We start from the raw sequence: 14,558 nt of genomic DNA, 5'->3' as shown, positions 1-14,558 counted from the left end.
GAATCACCCCCACCCCCCTCCCCCAAAATCGGCGCAGCGATTTTGGGGGAGGCACAGGAGGGGGCCTGCCAGAAATTGCCACGCTCGCTGCGCTCGCTCAAAAGGACAGGCAGCGGTTAATGTCCCTCAGCCCGAAGCGACACGCACCCGTGCAGATCAATTGCCCCCTCCTTCGCCTCCCCAATATCGCCAAAGCGATAGTGGGGGAGGTTGGTGGGGGTCACACATAAGATTGCCACGTTCGCTGCGCCTGGAAAAACCGAACAATTGTGAATTAGCCTGCATTCCGCAGCGGGGTTAAATATGACATTTTTACACCGATTAAATGACAAAAGACCGCTAACAAACTGCGGCGGATATGTTATGCTTACCGCAGAAAGTACTTAAATTCACAAACGAACGAAAGGAAAGCAGCCATGGCGTATGTGATTACTGATGATTGCATTCAGTGCGGCGCATGCGAAGCCGAATGCCCGGAAGGCGCAATCTCCGAAGTGGACGGCCTGTATGTGATTGACGCTTCCAAGTGCCAGGACTGCGGTGCCTGCGCCGACGTGTGCCCGACCGGCGCTGCCCAGCCTGCCTGAGATTTTATTGGTCTCTCCTTTTTGGTAAAACAGAGCGGCTTTCAAGCCGCTCTGGTCTTTAAGCAGCGTGTGCTGTGCAAATGGGGAAAGGAGATCGGCAGGCTGATGGATCACCCGGCAAACCCGGTTTTGTTTGAGTGCTGCCGGCAGGCCTCAGGTTCCAAACCAGCCGGTGAAGGTCTTGTTGTAAAAAGCATAGACAACCAGATTTGCCAGCTTCCAGTTTACGCTGTAAGCCTTTTGTGGGCATCCGTTAACACAGCGGTAACAACGAATACATGCCGTGCCCACGGTGGGGTAAGGATCGAGGGCGATATTGTGAACCGGGCATTCAAATTCACACCAGCGGCACTGGTTACATCGCTTCAGGTTCAGTTTTGGTTTGGGCATTAACCAACGCAGCACGGCATCGGAACTGATCAGCGCCACAAAATCGTAAAAGCCGTACCTCAATTTGAAAGTATCTGCGCGGCTTCCCGCTACTTTGCCGGTAAAACCGCTGTTCATGTGGCGAACCAATTCGGCGGCAAACTGGCGGGCCTGTAAAAAATCTTCGTCGTTTGGACGATCAGGCAGCCTGCCGTACAGGCATGGCGCCGGATGATGAACCATGCCGCGAGCCAGAAATCCGCCAACCACATCGGCATTCTTTGTATTTAGCAGCGTGTATAAATCATAAAGCACCCGTCCCGGAGCAGTTCCAGAAGTTGCAAAAACAAAAGCCTTTTTATCGGGCAGCGGCGGCAGGTTTCGTAAAAAATTCTTGATGGGTGCAGGCGCCTGACTTGAAAAACATGGGCTGCCAACCCCTAACAGGTCAGCTTCAACTGCATCTTGAACGGTGACTTTCTTCAGAGATAGGGTGCGGGTATCCCAACCAGCCTCTCGAAACACCTCCGCCATCGCTCTGGCAATCCGGCGGGTATTGCCTGTTTGGGTAAAGTAGATCAGGTTGACCTTCATAAGGATCACCCGTTCTTTCCAAATCGTTGAAATCGGTGAAGGTCAAAGGTTATGAAGCGATTATTGTCTGTACGCTACCCCCTGCGCCTGGACAATTACCAATTTCATTATAGATATTATTACAAATTAATTCAAGAATTCACAGAGCGAGGATCCATAATAAGCACAAAACCCAGACAAAAGCAAACTGAACCCCTTCCTACCTCCCCCAAAATCACTTTAGCGATTTTGGGGGAGGCAAGCCACACAAAAATTCTCTCTTCTTGCTCCACACCCCGCCATTCTGCGGTATACTGTTTTTCGCCATGAGTTTGATTACGGTTTCCGGGTTGAGCAAATCCTACGGCGCACTGGATTTATTCAGTGACCTGTCTTTTGCCATTCCACCCCGCGCGCGCATCGGGCTGGTTGGCGCCAATGGGGTTGGCAAAACCACCTTGCTGCGCATTCTGCTGGGACTGGAAGAACCCTCCAGCGGAACCGTCCAGCGGGCGCGCGGCCTGCGCATCGGCTATTTGCCGCAGGAAGCCCGCCTCGATTCTCAGCGCACCCTCTGGCAGGAATGCCTGACCGTATTTGCCGACCTGCTGGAAAGACAAAACCAACTGGCTGAACTGGAAGCCGCCATGGCAGACCCCGCAACCGCCGAATCCGCCATGGAAGCCTACGGCAAACTGCAAGCCGAGTTTGAACACCTCGGTGGTTATACCTTTGAAACACGCATTGCACAGGTGCTGAACGGATTGGGTTTCAAGCAAGCGGATTTCAAGCGCCCCTTACCACAGTTATCCGGCGGTCAACGCACGCGCGCCGTGCTGGCCAAGCTGCTGCTGGAAAACCCCGATCTGCTGCTGCTGGATGAACCGACCAATCATCTGGACATTGAAGCGGTCGAATGGCTGGAAACCTACCTGCGCGAATGGGAAGGAGCGGTGCTGATTGTTTCGCACGACCGTTACTTTCTGGACCAGGTTGTCCATACCATTTGGGAAATGACCCCGGCGCTGGAAATTTATCCCGGCAACTACTCGGCGTATCTCGTGCAGCGCGAGGAACGCTACCAGCGGCGGCTGGAAGAATATCAGGCACAGCAGGAATTTATTGAGAAGGAGCTCGATTTTATCCGCCGCAACATCGCCGGGCAGAATACCCGTCAGGCGCAGGGACGCCGCAAGCGGCTGGAACGTCTGCTGGAAGAAGCCCGCCTTTCCCCGCCGCGTCAGCCGCGCCGCCTGCATTTTCACATTCAAGCAGCCAACCGCTCCGGTGATCTGGTTATCCGCACGCACGGACTGGCGGTTGGCTATCATGATGAAGGCAGACCGCTCTTTTACGCCCCTGATTTGATTCTGCGGCGAGGAGAATGTGCCGCCATCATCGGCCCCAATGGAGCCGGCAAGACCACCTTCCTCAAAACTCTGCTGGAACAAACACCGCCGTTCAGCGGAGAAGTTGTGCTGGGCGCCGGCCTGAAGATTGGTTACTTTGCGCAGGCGCATGAGGGTTTGAACCCCGATCACACCCTGATGGAAGCGATTGCAGAGATTGTCCCGGATTGGCTGCCGGCCCAGACGCGCGACTATCTGGCGCGCTTCCTCTTCACCGGTGATGATGTATTCAAGACGGTTGCCATGCTCTCCGGCGGAGAACGCGGCCGGCTGGCGCTGGCGCGGCTGGCCTTGCAGGGTGCAAACCTGCTCCTGCTGGACGAGCCGACCAATCACCTTGACCTGCCCTCTCAGGAAGCGCTGCAATCGCTGCTGGCCGATTACGGCGGTACCATCCTGCTTGTTTCGCATGACCGTTACTTAATTGATTCACTGGCAACCCAGGTTTGGGAGGTCTTGCCCGAAGAACGAACCCTGCGAGTCTTTGAGGGCAGTTACAGCCAGTACAAAGCCTGGCTGGCAGAGCAGGCCGCTGCCGAAGCGGCCCGCCGCAATCAGGAAAAGGCTGCCCGAACCGAACGGCAGGCGGCGCGGAATGAACCATCCAAAAATCAACAACAGCGCCGCCAAGCGGTGATTGTTGCCCTGGAAGCCGAAATCAGCGGCCTGGAACGGCGGCTGGGGGAGATCAGCCGGCTGCTGGAAAACCCACCGGCTGACCCGTTGGAAGTCAGCCGGCTGGGAGAAGAATACCAGCAGGTGCAGCACCAACTGGAAAAGTGCCTGGAGCGCTGGACTCACCTTCACGAAACGGCAGTTTGATCTGCAGCAGTGAATGATTTTGCTTGAGGCAGCCGATTTCTATTCAATATAATCGGCTAATTGAGTCAGGCCTTTTTTCAATTCAGGAAGATTTTTCGTAAGAATATCCCACACAATAGGTAACTTGACCTGGTCATAGCCATGAACAATGATATTTCGGGTGCCAATCATGGATGACCATGGGATTTCTGGATGAGATTCCTGGAATTGTTCAGGAATCTTATTGGCTGCTTCTCCCAGAACAATCAGGTTATACAGAATTGCATCCTGTGTTTTGGAGTCTTCCAGGAAGTTTTCATACGAAACAACCTGATAAGATTGTATCGTTTCGATTGCCCGAATCATGTCCCTCAACAGCGTATGAATACTTTTCATATGGGGACGGCTTCTTTACGGATTTTGTTGTAAAAATTTTGATCCGATTGTTTTTCAATCACACTTAAGGGAATTACATCAATTTTTTTACCGATAAGCCGTTCGCATTCATATGCGAAACCAGCCACATTGAATAATGAAACACCTTCCTCAACCTCAATCAACAAGTCGAGGTCGCTGTGTAAGGTTTGATCTCCTCGTGCTACGGAACCGACGATGAATATCTTGCTAATCCCAAACTTGGCAGCAATTTGGTAAATCTGGGGGACATACTGCCGGATTTCTTCCAGGTCCATAGCCGTCATCTTAAGAAATTATACCTGATTTGGTTGACCAATGAACGAACCGACTGTGGAAAATGGCGTGTTGCAAAGAAAGAAAACCCAAACACCTCATTCTTGCAACAAAAAAAACTAAGTGCCCCAATCACGCAGGTAGAGGAAGTCGTAGCCGATGGTGCGGTTGCTGAGTTTGGCAATGGGCGGCAGGATGCGCTTGAACTGGTTGCGGCGCATGCGCTCCACCACGCGGTGCACAAACGAAGGCTCGAATCCGGCTTCAATGCACTCCTGCGGTGTATAGCGCTGATCCACCAGCAGATAGAGCAGGCGGTCCACTTCGGCGTAGGTGTAACCCAATTCGCCTTCATCGGTTTGACCAGCCCATAAATCCGCCGAGGGGGCCTTGCGGCGAATCGACTCCGGTACGCCCAAAGCCTCAGCCAGCTGGCGCAGCTGAGTTTTGTACAAATCGCCAATCGGGTTGAGGGCGCAGGCCGAATCGCCATACAGAGTGGTGTACCCCAATAAAATTTCGGTTTTGTTGCCGGTGCCGACCACCAGCCCGTTAAAAGCCGCAGACTGATCGTACAGGATGATCATGCGCTGGCGCGCCATGATGTTGCCGCGCCGCATGTTATCCATATCGGAAAAGCGCTGGAAGAGCGGTTCGACCATCGGCGTAATTTCCACGGTCAGGGATTGCACACCGGCGGCTTCGATAACCTTTTGAGCATCCTCGAGCGAATCGGCCGAGGAGGTGCGGTAGGGCATCCGCACGGCCAGCACATTCTCCCCTCCCAGGGCTTCAGCAGCCAAAAAGCAGGATACCGCCGAGTCAATTCCGCCCGACAGGCCGATGACGGCGCGGGAGAAGCCCATACGGGTAATTTCGCTGCGAATAAAGCCGGTCAAAATGCGCCGGGTCAGGTCGGTGTTTATGGTCAGGTCAACGGTTTTCATGGCATTTTCCTTACTTGCCGGAGGTGCGGCTGGTGAGGATGCGGTTCAGTTCACGCTGAACCAGAGCGGTACGTTCGTCGCGCAGCAGCGGCAGGCGGGCGCGCGTCCGGTGCAGTTGATTGAGGTCCAGTTCGGCAAGCGTCAGCCCTTCTTCAAAATAGGGCGCCTGAACGATCAAGTCTCCGTTTGGGTCAAAAACGGTTGAACCGCCCCAAAAATTGAGGCCATCCTCGTAACCCACCCGATTGGTGTGGGCAACAAACGCGGTGAACAGGCTGGCATAAGCGCGGTTGATGTGTTCCACCCAGCGGGCCGATTCGAGGATCGGCGCGCTGTTCAAGCCGCGCCCTGGGGAGGCAGAGGTGAACAGGAACAGGTCGGCGCCGTCCAGCCAGAGCAGGTAGGGCGGCGAAGCGTGCCAGAAGTCTTCGCAGATCAGCACCCCGGCGCGTCCAAAACGGGTTTCAAACGCCTGAATGGCATCCCCCCAGGCAAAGAATCGCCCCTCATCGAACAGGCCGTAGGTCGGTAAATACACCTTGCGGTGCACATGGCGCACTTCTCCGGCAGAGAGATAGGCGGCGGCAATGAAAAAGCGGTTGCGGGTATCCTCTTCCACAAAGCCGACCAGTAAATCAATCTTCTGCGAGGCCTGCAGCAGAGGACGAAAAAGCGGGTCGTCGGGGCGCGGGCGGTGGGCAACCGCCGGAGTCAGGTCTTGCAGCACGTAGCCGGTCAGTGAAAGTTCCGGGAAAATGAGCAGGTCAGCCCCGCTTTGGGCCGCCTGATGAGCAAATTGAAGATGTTTTTCGAGATTTTCTTCCGGTTTTCCCAATACGGTATTGATTTGAGCCATGCCAACGGTTAATTTCATGGGTAATTTTTCCTGTGATCAAATGATCAAAATTGAGAGCGCCTTCTGGAAGAGAGACGCTGGCGGTTAATGGCACGGGTGAGGTTGATGGCTGCCAACACCAGTGCCCCCAGCAGGCTTACACCACCCAGCAGATAACTGACTGCATAGTCCAGGCGCAGGTTGTGGTAAACTGGCACTGCATCGGCGCGCCACGATGAAAAGAGGAGGGTATGAACGGCAAGCACAAGACCGAGCAAAACCGCCCGTGCACCCGGCATTTGCAGCCCAAGGGCTTTTTTCTCCACCGGGCGGGCAATCAGCAGCAGCGCTGCCGCCGCAAAATACGGCAGAGGGAAACGGTAGGTCAGCGTGCCGTCCGAATCGAGCACCGGCAGCGCCCACGGATATTGATCGGTGAGGGCAACGCCGTAAGCGCAGCCGGCCGCACCGCAACCCAGCCACAGACAGACGGCGAGGGGGATGAGCATGAGCATGACCCGATCGGCAAGGCGCGCGAGGGGCTGGTGTTGAACCAGCGCAAGCAGCGGAATCATCAGCAAGGCTGCCAGCAGTGCCGTGGGGAAGATCAGCCCGCCCTCCCAAAAGCGCAGCGCGGCGGGTAAATCAGCGGTAAAGAGGTGGGGGTTGAGCCAGACAAAGCCGGCGCGTCCGCCGATCAGCGCGGCGAGCAGCACCACCCCGCCATTCAGCAGGCTGGGGTACTCTTTGCCGGGCGGGGCATCCCGCCAGACTTGCAGCAGACCCAGCGATGCGCCAATGCCAACCATCAGCGAAAAGAGATTCATCGTTTGGATTATAGCACTTTGGCAAATGAGTTACAAAAGAATGATTGTGCAGAGCTGATTTCAGGAAAAAGAAAGATAACAATCCTTTGAAATTGCAAGGAGTGATTCAACCAATCCCCTCAATTCCCAATGATTCTTAATCCCCAAAGATACCCTTTTTCCAAAATGGATTTGGGAGGGGGAAATAAATCGCTCATGCTATAATCCCAATAGACATGAGCGACGAGGATTCTATCTCCCAATCTTCCGAAGAAAACTTATCTCAACCGGCAGCAGCGCCGCCGCCTTCAACGGAGCAGCCTACACCTCCGGCCGAGATTCACCTGCACCTGCAGGTGGAAGTGCCCCCCAACACCAGCCTGCATCTGACCGTTGAAAGCCGCACGCGCGAAGGCAAACCGCTGGAAACCCGCTCGCTCACCTTCTCCAACCCGCCTTTGCCCCTGCCGGATTGGCTCGAGGCTGCTGGACAAGCGGTTCAGTCCCGCCCCAGCCGTTGGGAACGAATCGTCCCTCATCTGCCGTCTCTCCTGCTGGGGCTGGCATTACTGGTTTACCTGGCCACCCGTCTGATTGGCCTGCCGGACTTTCCGGTTTACTTCTTCACCGATGAAGCCGTGCAAACCGTGCTGGCGGCCGATCTGGTGCGGGATGGTTTTCGCGGTTACAGCGGCGAATTTTTACCCACCTACTTCCCCAACGGTTCCATGTACAACCTGAGCCTTTCGGTTTACGTTCAGGTACTGCCTTACCTTTGGTTTGGAAAATCGGTGTGGGTTACCCGAGCCGTTCCGGCAATCATCAGCCTGCTGGCAGCGCTTGCGGTTGGGCTGAGCCTGCAAAAAGGCTTTGGCAGCCGCTTCGGCTGGGGGGCGGCCCTGCTGCTGACCGTGATGCCGGCCTGGTTTTTGCACTCGCGCACCGCTTTCGAAGCCGGACTGGGGGTCACTTTTTTTGCCGCACTGGTTTATTCCTATCTGCGTTACCGGCAGGGGGAAACCGCCTGGATTTACGGCGCAGTAACCGCTGCTGCGCTTGCCTTTTACAGTTACAGCCCGGCCCAAATGGTGATCGCCAGCCTGTCCCTGTTTCTGCTCATCTCGGACTGGCGTTACCACTGGCAGCAGCGCCGCCGCCTGCTGCTCGCGCTGGGACTGGCAGCGCTGTTCGCTCTGCCTTATTTCCGCTTCCAGATTGAGCACCCGGGGGAAACCCTGCGTCATTTGACCCTGCTCAATTCCTACTGGCTGACCGACCGCCCTCTGCTGGCTAAACTGGGTATTTATTTTGGGGAATATCTGCGCGGCCTCAACCCGCTTTACTGGTATGTTCCCCAATCGGGTGAGCTGATCCGTCATGTGATGAAGGGGTACGGCCATCTCGGCTGGATTACGCTGCCTTTCGTTGCCATCGGTCTGATCCGCGCGCTGCGGGGTATCCGCCGGAGTGAATACCGCCTGATTCTGCTGGCGCTGCTGGCGGCGCCCAGCGGGGCAGCGCTGGTCAAACTGGGCATCACCCGCGCGCTGTTCATGGTGATTCCGGCGGCTTTGTTGGGTGGACTTGGGCTGGAAAGCGCAATCGGCTGGCTTGGCAGCCGATTGCAAAAGCGCTGGCCGCGTCCAAACTGGACGATTGGGCTCAGCCTGCTGATCTTCCTCATCCTTGCCGCAGCCGCCTTTGGAATGCTGCAGGATGCCTTGCAGAATGCACCATTCTGGTCAAGCGATTACGGCTTGAGCGGCTTACAGTGGGGTGCGCGCCAGTTGTTCGCCGAAGTGAGCGATTATCTCAACCAAAACCCCGGCGTTGATCTGGTGGTTTCCCCGTCCTGGGCAAACGGCACCGATGTGATTGCACGGTTTTTCTTCGATGATCCGCAGCCATTTCGCCTGGGCAGTATTGAGGGCCACCTGAACGAGGTTCAGCCGCTGGCAGAAAACACCCGCTTCGTGATGATTCCGGAAGAATGGCTCAAAGTTCAGGAGAGCAACAAGTTTACCGATATTCAGGTGGAGCGCACGCTGAATTACCCCAACGGCAAAGTGGGTTTTTATTTTGTGCGCCTGCGTTATGTGGAAAATGCACAGCAAATCTTCGACCAGGAGCGGCAGGAACGGCGCGCCTTACAGGAGAAGGCGCTGCGCCTGAATGACGGCACGCTGCTCAAGGTGCGCTACTCGCGGCTGGATATGGGCGAGATCGAACATGTCTTTGACGGGCAGCCGGGCACCTTAATCCGCACGATGGAAGCCAACCCGTTGGTGTTGAATCTGATTTTTAATCAGCCGCAAAACCTGCAATCGCTAACCGCCCGGATTGGGGGTGTGCCGGGTAAAGTGGTGGTGTGGGTCTATCCGCCGAATGGCAGCAGTCCGCTGCGTTTTGAAGCCGACAAGGAAGAAACCCCCGACCCGCGCGATGTAACTGTTTTGTTTGATACAGAACTGACCGCCGGTCAAATAGACATTGAAGTTTACAGCACCCGTGACGGCGAAAGCGCCCATGTCCACTTGTGGGATGTATCATGGAAGTGAGCCGGCCTGACCCTCGCCGAAAACGCTCATGGGGGCTAAAGATAGTGGCCCTGGCCTGCCTGTTGATTTCGCTCGGCGGCTGGCTGAGGCTGGCCGAAATGCTCCGCAATGCAGATTTTTACAGCCGGCTCAATCTTCCCCTGGGATTGGGGTACTTCATCGCCAGCGGCGTGTTTTTTGGGTTGTTGGGTTTTCCCGCTGCGCTGGGTTTGTGGCTGCGCCGCCGCTGGGGGATCGGACTGGCTGGTGGGACGCTCATTCTCTGGCTGGGGTGGGACTGGTTCGAGCGGTTGGTTTTTGCCCGTTCGCCCCAATTTTTCAATCTGCCGTTCAGCCTGCTGGCCTCTTTGCTGCTGGTTTTGCTGGCGGCCTGGGTGTTATGGAAAGAATGGAGAGCAACATGAAACCGGAAGACATGGAAATTGAAGCCAAGTTTTTTCTGCGTGATCTGGCCGCCTTCCGCCAGAGATTGGAAAAAATCGGTGCGGTGCAGGTCAAGCCAAGGCATCACGAACTCAACCTGCGCTTTGACCTGCCGGATGGCAGCCTGACCCGCGCTCACCGCGTGCTGCGCCTGAGGCAGGATGGGCACGCGCTGCTCACCTACAAAGGCGCCGGGCAAGCCGGCGCCGAGGTAGCCGTTCGTCAGGAAGTGGAGGTGGAAGTCAGCGATGCAGATGCCTGCCGCCGTCTGCTGGAAGCGCTGGGCTTCGAGGTCAGCATGATTTATGAAAAGTACCGCACCACCTACCGCCTGGGCGAAGCCGAGATCGTACTGGATGAAATGCCGTTTGGCAGCTTTTGTGAAATTGAAGCGCCGGATGCGGATACGATTCACCATCTGGCACAGCAACTTCAACTGGACTGGGAAGCGCGTATCGCGATGGGGTATTACACCCTGTTCGATCACCTCAAATCTGCCACCGGCTGGGAAATGCGTGACCTGACCTTTGAAAACTTCCGCAATAAGCCGCTGGATATGGGAGTTATCGGGTTGGCTTACGCGGATGGGTAGCAACTCCAAAAGTTACCCGCGTTCGTCCAGACGATCAGATTGTCTTGATCATTAAAATAATTTTTACCTGATCTTAATCCATTTTTTGTGGATTGCTAATCTTCAAACGATAAGATAAGATCAGCCTTCTTTTCCGTCAGGGGAACGGAACACGGCGCAATTTTTACCGGGAGGAAATTCATGCACATACTGGTTACCAACGATGACGGCATTCATGCGCCCGGCTTGCTGGCGCTGGCGCAGGCGGTCAAGCCGCTTGGCAAGGTCAGTGTACTGGCCCCTGACCGCAACTGGTCGGCTTCCGGGCATGTTAAAACGCTCGACCGGCCGCTGAGGGTCAAGGAAATGCCGTTGGATGACGGCACCCCCGCCTTTGCCACCGACGGCGCGCCATCCGACTGTGTGGCGCTGGCGATTTGCAATTTTCTGGGTGAGAAGGTAGATCTGGTCGTGTCGGGCATCAACCCGTATGCCAACCTCGGTCATGATGTTACCTATTCCGGTACGGTTACGGCGGCAATGGAAGCGGCCATCTGGGGGCTGCCGGCGATTGCCTTTTCGCTGGACTCACCCAAAAACCACCTCGTTCTGGCAGATTTTGAAGCAGCCCTGCAGGTTGCCCGCCGCGTTACCCGCGCCGTCATTCAGAACGGCCTGCCGGAAGGCAACCTGCTGAATGTCAACATCCCGTTTTTGCCTTTGGAGCAGATTAAGGGATACCGCCTGACGCGGATGGGATTGCGCGTCTATCACGATAAACTCGATTCGCGGGTGGACCCGCGCGGCCGCCCGTATTACTGGATCAGCGGCGATTCACCGACCGGCATTCCCGAACGCGGCAGCGACATCGGTACCGTGGCGGATGGTTTTGTTTCCATCACACCGCTCAAACTTGACCTGACGGCTTACGCATTGTTCCCCGAACTCAATCAGTGGGAGTGGGAAAAAGGGGACGAAACATCTCTTTCATAAAGCTTGCTGAGTGGTTTGGTCTCAGAAAAGAACTGGCTGCATCCGGTCTTTCAAGTCCGTTCTAATCGGCTTTATACACTTTGTTAATCAAAAATTGATACTTGCTCACCAATATAGTAATATAAGGGTAACCCCTATTGGGACAGACTGGTTATTCGTGGATTGAGTGAGTGAGGCGTAAAAATGAAATGGTCTTTGAAAATTGCACGGGTGGCGGGAATTGACATTCAAATTCACGCAACTTTTTTGCTGATTTTGGGCTGGGTTGCATTCAGTTACTATCTGGTCGGGCGTTCGGTGAACGCGGTCATTACCGGCGTGGGTTTTCTGCTGGCTCTGTTTTTGTGTGTGGTACTGCATGAACTGGGACATGCCCTGGCTGCGCGTAAGTTCGGCATTCAGACCAAAGATATCACCCTGCTGCCCATCGGGGGGGTGGCGCGGCTGGAAAGGATGCCGGAGAAGCCGATGCAGGAATTGTGGGTAGCACTGGCCGGGCCGCTGGTGAATGTAGTCATCTCGGCGGTGTTGTTCATCGGGCTGCTGTTCAGCGGTGCGTTGCAGCCGCTCGGTTCACTGAGTATGACCGGCGGGCCGTTCCTGGAAAGACTGATGGTGGTCAACCTGTTTCTGGCAGGCTTTAACCTGATTCCGGCCTTCCCAATGGACGGCGGCCGGGTGGTGCGCGCTTTGCTGGCAACCCGCCTGCCTTATACCCAGGCGACCCAGGCGGCGGCAACCCTTGGGCAGGCGCTGGCGTTTGTGTTCGGCTTCATCGGCCTGTTTACCAACCCGTTTCTGGTGTTCATCGCCTTCTTTGTCTATATTGGCGCAGCCCAGGAAGCCAGCATGGTACAGATGAAATCGGCACTGAGCGGTATCCCCGTTTCCCAAGCCATGGTGACCGACTTCCGCACCCTACAGGAAGGCGAACCGCTCAGCCGCGCCATCGAACTGCTGATGAGCAGCACCCAGCAGGATTTTCCGGTGCTTTCCGGAGAGCGGGTGGTCGGGGTTTTGACGCGCAAAAGTCTGGTGGAGGCTTTACAGCGGCTGGGGCAGAACGCGCCGGTTTCTGCCGCAATGGACTGCAGATTCGAGAGCGCCCACATCAACGACATGCTGGAAGAGGTCTCGCGCAAATTGCAGGAGCGCGAATGCCACACCCTGCCGGTGATTGCCGATGACCGGCTGGTGGGTCTGGTAACGATGGAAAATATCGGCGAATTTTTGATGATTCGATCAGCGCTGGAAAAGCGCGCCGCGGCCGCTACCCGCTAAAATTCCGGCTTTGGCAGGAAAAGTTGCTCCGTAAGGGTTTTGTAAGTCCTTGCGGAGTTTTTCATTTAAGGCTGGATGTATAATCTCAACAGGGAACCATGGCTTCATGAAAAAAATCAATCTCCTCGCTCTGCTGCCCTTATTCCTGTACATCCTGCTTTCAATTGCCTTACTTACCCAGGCACTCAATCACACCGGCGGACAGCCCGGCTACCCGGTGGATGATGCCTTCATTCACATGGCAATTGCCCGTCACTTCGTTCAGGATGGGCGCTGGAGTGTTGACCTCAGCCCGTTCACCTCGGCTACTTCATCCCCGTTATGGACTTTGCTGCTGGCGGCAGCCTTCCACCTGTTCGGCGTACGGGATTGGGCTGCCCTGCTGCTCAGCCTGCTGAGCGGGGCGGCTGCCCTGCTGCTGGCGCAGCGGCTGCTGGCAAAATCCGGGCGGCGGATGATCCGCCTGACCCTTGTGGTGCTGATTTTAATTTTCACCCCCCTGCCGGTGCTGGGATTGACCGGCATGGAACACGCCCTTCATTCCTTATTGACCGTGGCGGTGCTTTGGACAGGGTCGTTGGTTCTGGCCGAAAATTCTCCCTCTTCCAGCCTGCGCTGGGGATTGCCGGTTTTGTGTGCCCTGCTGCCGGTAACCCGGTATGAGGGGCTGTTTTTACTCTTCTGGCTGATTGCAGGTTTGCTGTTCCAGCGGCGTTGGCGCGATGCGCTTGCGGCAGGGCTGGCAAGCGCCAGCCTGATGACCGTTTACGGACTCATCTCCGTGGCGAACGGCTGGGCATTCTTTCCCAATTCGGTTCTGGTGAAGAGCCAGATCAACCTGTTTTCCGTAACGGGTCTGACTCAGTTCCTGACACAGGGAATTTACAACCTGCTGGATACCCCGGCGTTGTTGGGGTTGATCATTGCGGTGTGGCTGGCTTACGCGCTGGCAGAGAGCGGCGGTTTGACCAGCCCGCCTTTGCGCTGGCGGGTGGCCTTGTTCAGCGGTATGTTCGCTCTCCACCTGCAGCTGGCCAGGACCGGCTGGTTCTTCCGTTATGAGGCGTACCTGATCTTTGCGGGCGCTTTGATTCTGATGGAGCTGACTGCTCTGCTGCTCAAACGGCTGGAAAGCGAGCGGCGGCTGCGCTTTACGCCTGCGGTTGCTGCCGCGCTGGGCGTGGCGCTGCTGCTCCTGCTGCCGATTGCCTACCGGGCGGGCAATGCCCTTTCGGCTTATCCGCTGGCGGTGCGCAACATCCATGAACAACAGGTGCAAATGGCGCGCTTTGTCAGCCGCTTTTACAATGGTCAGACCATCGTAGCCAATGACATTGGCGCAATCAGTTATTATGCGGATATCGAGCTGGTGGATGTGGTTGGGCTGGCCAACCTTGAAACCGGCAGGTGGTGGCGCGAGGGCAGCTGGAGTACCGCAAAGGTGGATCGGCTGGCAAGAGAACAGGCAGCTTCGCTGGCCATTCTTTACCCGGAGTGGTTCGATCTCTACCCCCAGCCGCCCGAATGGGTGGAAGTCGGCCGCTGGCGGATTGCCGACAATATCGTCTGTACCAGTGATACGGTCGCTTTTTACGCCCTGAGCCCGGCTCAGGCGGATGAAATTGCCCAAAACCTGCGCGCTTTTTCGTCAGAATTACCTAAAACCGTCCAACAGCAGCTGAACACTTCGTCAGCGCCATAAACCTCACGGATAT

The 14,558-nt window shown here is 56.0% G+C and carries 14 protein-coding genes; 8 read left to right on the top strand and 6 right to left on the bottom strand.

Annotated features, from left to right (window positions below; translation table 11 throughout):
- Positions 1-347 precede the first annotated feature (347 nt).
- Positions 348-587: a DUF362 domain-containing protein gene (locus ACWIZX_RS10990; protein WP_322793352.1), complete on the top strand. Its 240-nt coding sequence runs from the start codon at positions 348-350 to the stop codon at positions 585-587.
- Positions 588-740: 153 nt separating this feature from the next.
- Here the strand turns inward: ACWIZX_RS10990 and ACWIZX_RS10985 are convergent, their stop codons facing one another.
- Positions 741-1,550 carry an EFR1 family ferrodoxin gene (locus tag ACWIZX_RS10985; RefSeq protein WP_322793351.1) on the bottom strand — a complete coding sequence of 270 codons (810 nt, stop codon included), beginning with the start codon at positions 1,548-1,550 and terminating at the stop codon, positions 741-743.
- A gap of 305 nt (positions 1,551-1,855) precedes the next feature.
- Here ACWIZX_RS10985 and ACWIZX_RS10980 point away from each other — a divergent pair, with 305 nt between their 5' ends.
- Positions 1,856-3,760 carry an ABC-F family ATP-binding cassette domain-containing protein gene (locus ACWIZX_RS10980; protein ID WP_448335799.1) on the top strand — a complete coding sequence of 635 codons (1,905 nt, stop codon included), beginning with the start codon at positions 1,856-1,858 and terminating at the stop codon, positions 3,758-3,760.
- Positions 3,761-3,799: 39 nt separating this feature from the next.
- Here the strand turns inward: ACWIZX_RS10980 and ACWIZX_RS10975 are convergent, their stop codons facing one another.
- The 5 genes from ACWIZX_RS10975 to ACWIZX_RS10955 all read right to left on the bottom strand — a co-directional run bounded on the left by ACWIZX_RS10975 (position 3,800) and on the right by ACWIZX_RS10955 (position 7,038).
- Positions 3,800-4,135, bottom strand: a complete 336-nt coding sequence (locus ACWIZX_RS10975) for a HepT-like ribonuclease domain-containing protein (protein ID WP_448335798.1) — start codon at positions 4,133-4,135, stop codon at positions 3,800-3,802.
- Positions 4,132-4,431, bottom strand: coding sequence for a nucleotidyltransferase family protein (locus ACWIZX_RS10970; RefSeq protein WP_448335797.1), 300 nt, complete (start codon positions 4,429-4,431; stop codon positions 4,132-4,134). The genes ACWIZX_RS10975 and ACWIZX_RS10970 overlap by 4 nt, the downstream gene beginning before the upstream one ends.
- Before the next feature lie 117 nt (positions 4,432-4,548).
- Positions 4,549-5,376 (bottom strand): NAD+ synthase, encoded by an 828-nt coding sequence (locus ACWIZX_RS10965; RefSeq protein ID WP_448335796.1) that lies wholly within the window; start codon positions 5,374-5,376, stop codon positions 4,549-4,551.
- A gap of 10 nt (positions 5,377-5,386) precedes the next feature.
- Positions 5,387-6,250, bottom strand: coding sequence for a nitrilase-related carbon-nitrogen hydrolase (locus ACWIZX_RS10960; protein ID WP_448335795.1), 864 nt, complete (start codon positions 6,248-6,250; stop codon positions 5,387-5,389).
- A gap of 26 nt (positions 6,251-6,276) precedes the next feature.
- Positions 6,277-7,038, bottom strand: coding sequence for a prolipoprotein diacylglyceryl transferase family protein (locus tag ACWIZX_RS10955; protein ID WP_322793345.1), 762 nt, complete (start codon positions 7,036-7,038; stop codon positions 6,277-6,279).
- A 215-nt stretch (positions 7,039-7,253) separates the two neighbouring features.
- Between ACWIZX_RS10955 and ACWIZX_RS10950 the strand changes: the two genes are divergently transcribed.
- The 6 genes from ACWIZX_RS10950 to ACWIZX_RS10925 all read left to right on the top strand — a co-directional run bounded on the left by ACWIZX_RS10950 (position 7,254) and on the right by ACWIZX_RS10925 (position 14,545).
- Positions 7,254-9,575 (top strand): ArnT family glycosyltransferase, encoded by a 2,322-nt coding sequence (locus ACWIZX_RS10950; protein ID WP_448335794.1) that lies wholly within the window; start codon positions 7,254-7,256, stop codon positions 9,573-9,575.
- Complete coding sequence (locus ACWIZX_RS10945; protein ID WP_448335793.1) at positions 9,566-9,979, top strand: hypothetical protein; 414 nt, start codon at positions 9,566-9,568, stop codon at positions 9,977-9,979. The genes ACWIZX_RS10950 and ACWIZX_RS10945 overlap by 10 nt, the downstream gene beginning before the upstream one ends.
- Positions 9,976-10,590 (top strand): class IV adenylate cyclase, encoded by a 615-nt coding sequence (cyaB, locus tag ACWIZX_RS10940; protein ID WP_448335792.1) that lies wholly within the window; start codon positions 9,976-9,978, stop codon positions 10,588-10,590. Before ACWIZX_RS10945 ends, cyaB begins: the two co-directional genes overlap by 4 nt.
- A 180-nt stretch (positions 10,591-10,770) precedes the next feature.
- Positions 10,771-11,562 (top strand): 5'/3'-nucleotidase SurE, encoded by a 792-nt coding sequence (gene surE, locus ACWIZX_RS10935; protein WP_448335791.1) that lies wholly within the window; start codon positions 10,771-10,773, stop codon positions 11,560-11,562.
- Between the two features lie 183 nt (positions 11,563-11,745).
- On the top strand, positions 11,746-12,843 hold the full coding sequence (locus ACWIZX_RS10930; protein WP_448335790.1) for a site-2 protease family protein: 1,098 nt from the start codon (positions 11,746-11,748) through the stop codon (positions 12,841-12,843).
- 106 nt (positions 12,844-12,949) lie between these two features.
- Positions 12,950-14,545 carry a hypothetical protein gene (locus ACWIZX_RS10925; protein WP_448335789.1) on the top strand — a complete coding sequence of 532 codons (1,596 nt, stop codon included), beginning with the start codon at positions 12,950-12,952 and terminating at the stop codon, positions 14,543-14,545.
- Positions 14,546-14,558 lie beyond the last annotated feature (13 nt).

Source organism: Bellilinea sp. (assembly GCF_053501535.1).
Note: the sequence above shows the minus strand (reverse complement) of the source record. Positions and strands in the feature narration are given on the sequence as shown.

What these genes read in the sequence shown, in the direction of transcription:
- ACWIZX_RS10955 (WP_322793345.1), bottom strand. Translation starts at nt 7,038, where the DNA reads ATGAATCTCTTTTCGCTGATGGTTGGCATTGGCGCATCGCTGGGTCTG.
- ACWIZX_RS10980 (WP_448335799.1), top strand. Translation starts at nt 1,856, where the DNA reads ATGAGTTTGATTACGGTTTCCGGGTTGAGCAAATCCTACGGCGCACTG.
- cyaB (WP_448335792.1), top strand. Translation starts at nt 9,976, where the DNA reads ATGAAACCGGAAGACATGGAAATTGAAGCCAAGTTTTTTCTGCGTGAT.
- ACWIZX_RS10925 (WP_448335789.1), top strand. Translation starts at nt 12,950, where the DNA reads ATGAAAAAAATCAATCTCCTCGCTCTGCTGCCCTTATTCCTGTACATC.
- ACWIZX_RS10965 (WP_448335796.1), bottom strand. Translation starts at nt 5,376, where the DNA reads ATGAAAACCGTTGACCTGACCATAAACACCGACCTGACCCGGCGCATT.
- ACWIZX_RS10970 (WP_448335797.1), bottom strand. Translation starts at nt 4,431, where the DNA reads ATGGACCTGGAAGAAATCCGGCAGTATGTCCCCCAGATTTACCAAATT.
- ACWIZX_RS10975 (WP_448335798.1), bottom strand. Translation starts at nt 4,135, where the DNA reads ATGAAAAGTATTCATACGCTGTTGAGGGACATGATTCGGGCAATCGAA.
- ACWIZX_RS10985 (WP_322793351.1), bottom strand. Translation starts at nt 1,550, where the DNA reads ATGAAGGTCAACCTGATCTACTTTACCCAAACAGGCAATACCCGCCGG.
- ACWIZX_RS10930 (WP_448335790.1), top strand. Translation starts at nt 11,746, where the DNA reads ATGAAATGGTCTTTGAAAATTGCACGGGTGGCGGGAATTGACATTCAA.
- ACWIZX_RS10960 (WP_448335795.1), bottom strand. Translation starts at nt 6,250, where the DNA reads ATGAAATTAACCGTTGGCATGGCTCAAATCAATACCGTATTGGGAAAA.
- ACWIZX_RS10945 (WP_448335793.1), top strand. Translation starts at nt 9,566, where the DNA reads ATGGAAGTGAGCCGGCCTGACCCTCGCCGAAAACGCTCATGGGGGCTA.
- surE (WP_448335791.1), top strand. Translation starts at nt 10,771, where the DNA reads ATGCACATACTGGTTACCAACGATGACGGCATTCATGCGCCCGGCTTG.
- ACWIZX_RS10950 (WP_448335794.1), top strand. Translation starts at nt 7,254, where the DNA reads ATGAGCGACGAGGATTCTATCTCCCAATCTTCCGAAGAAAACTTATCT.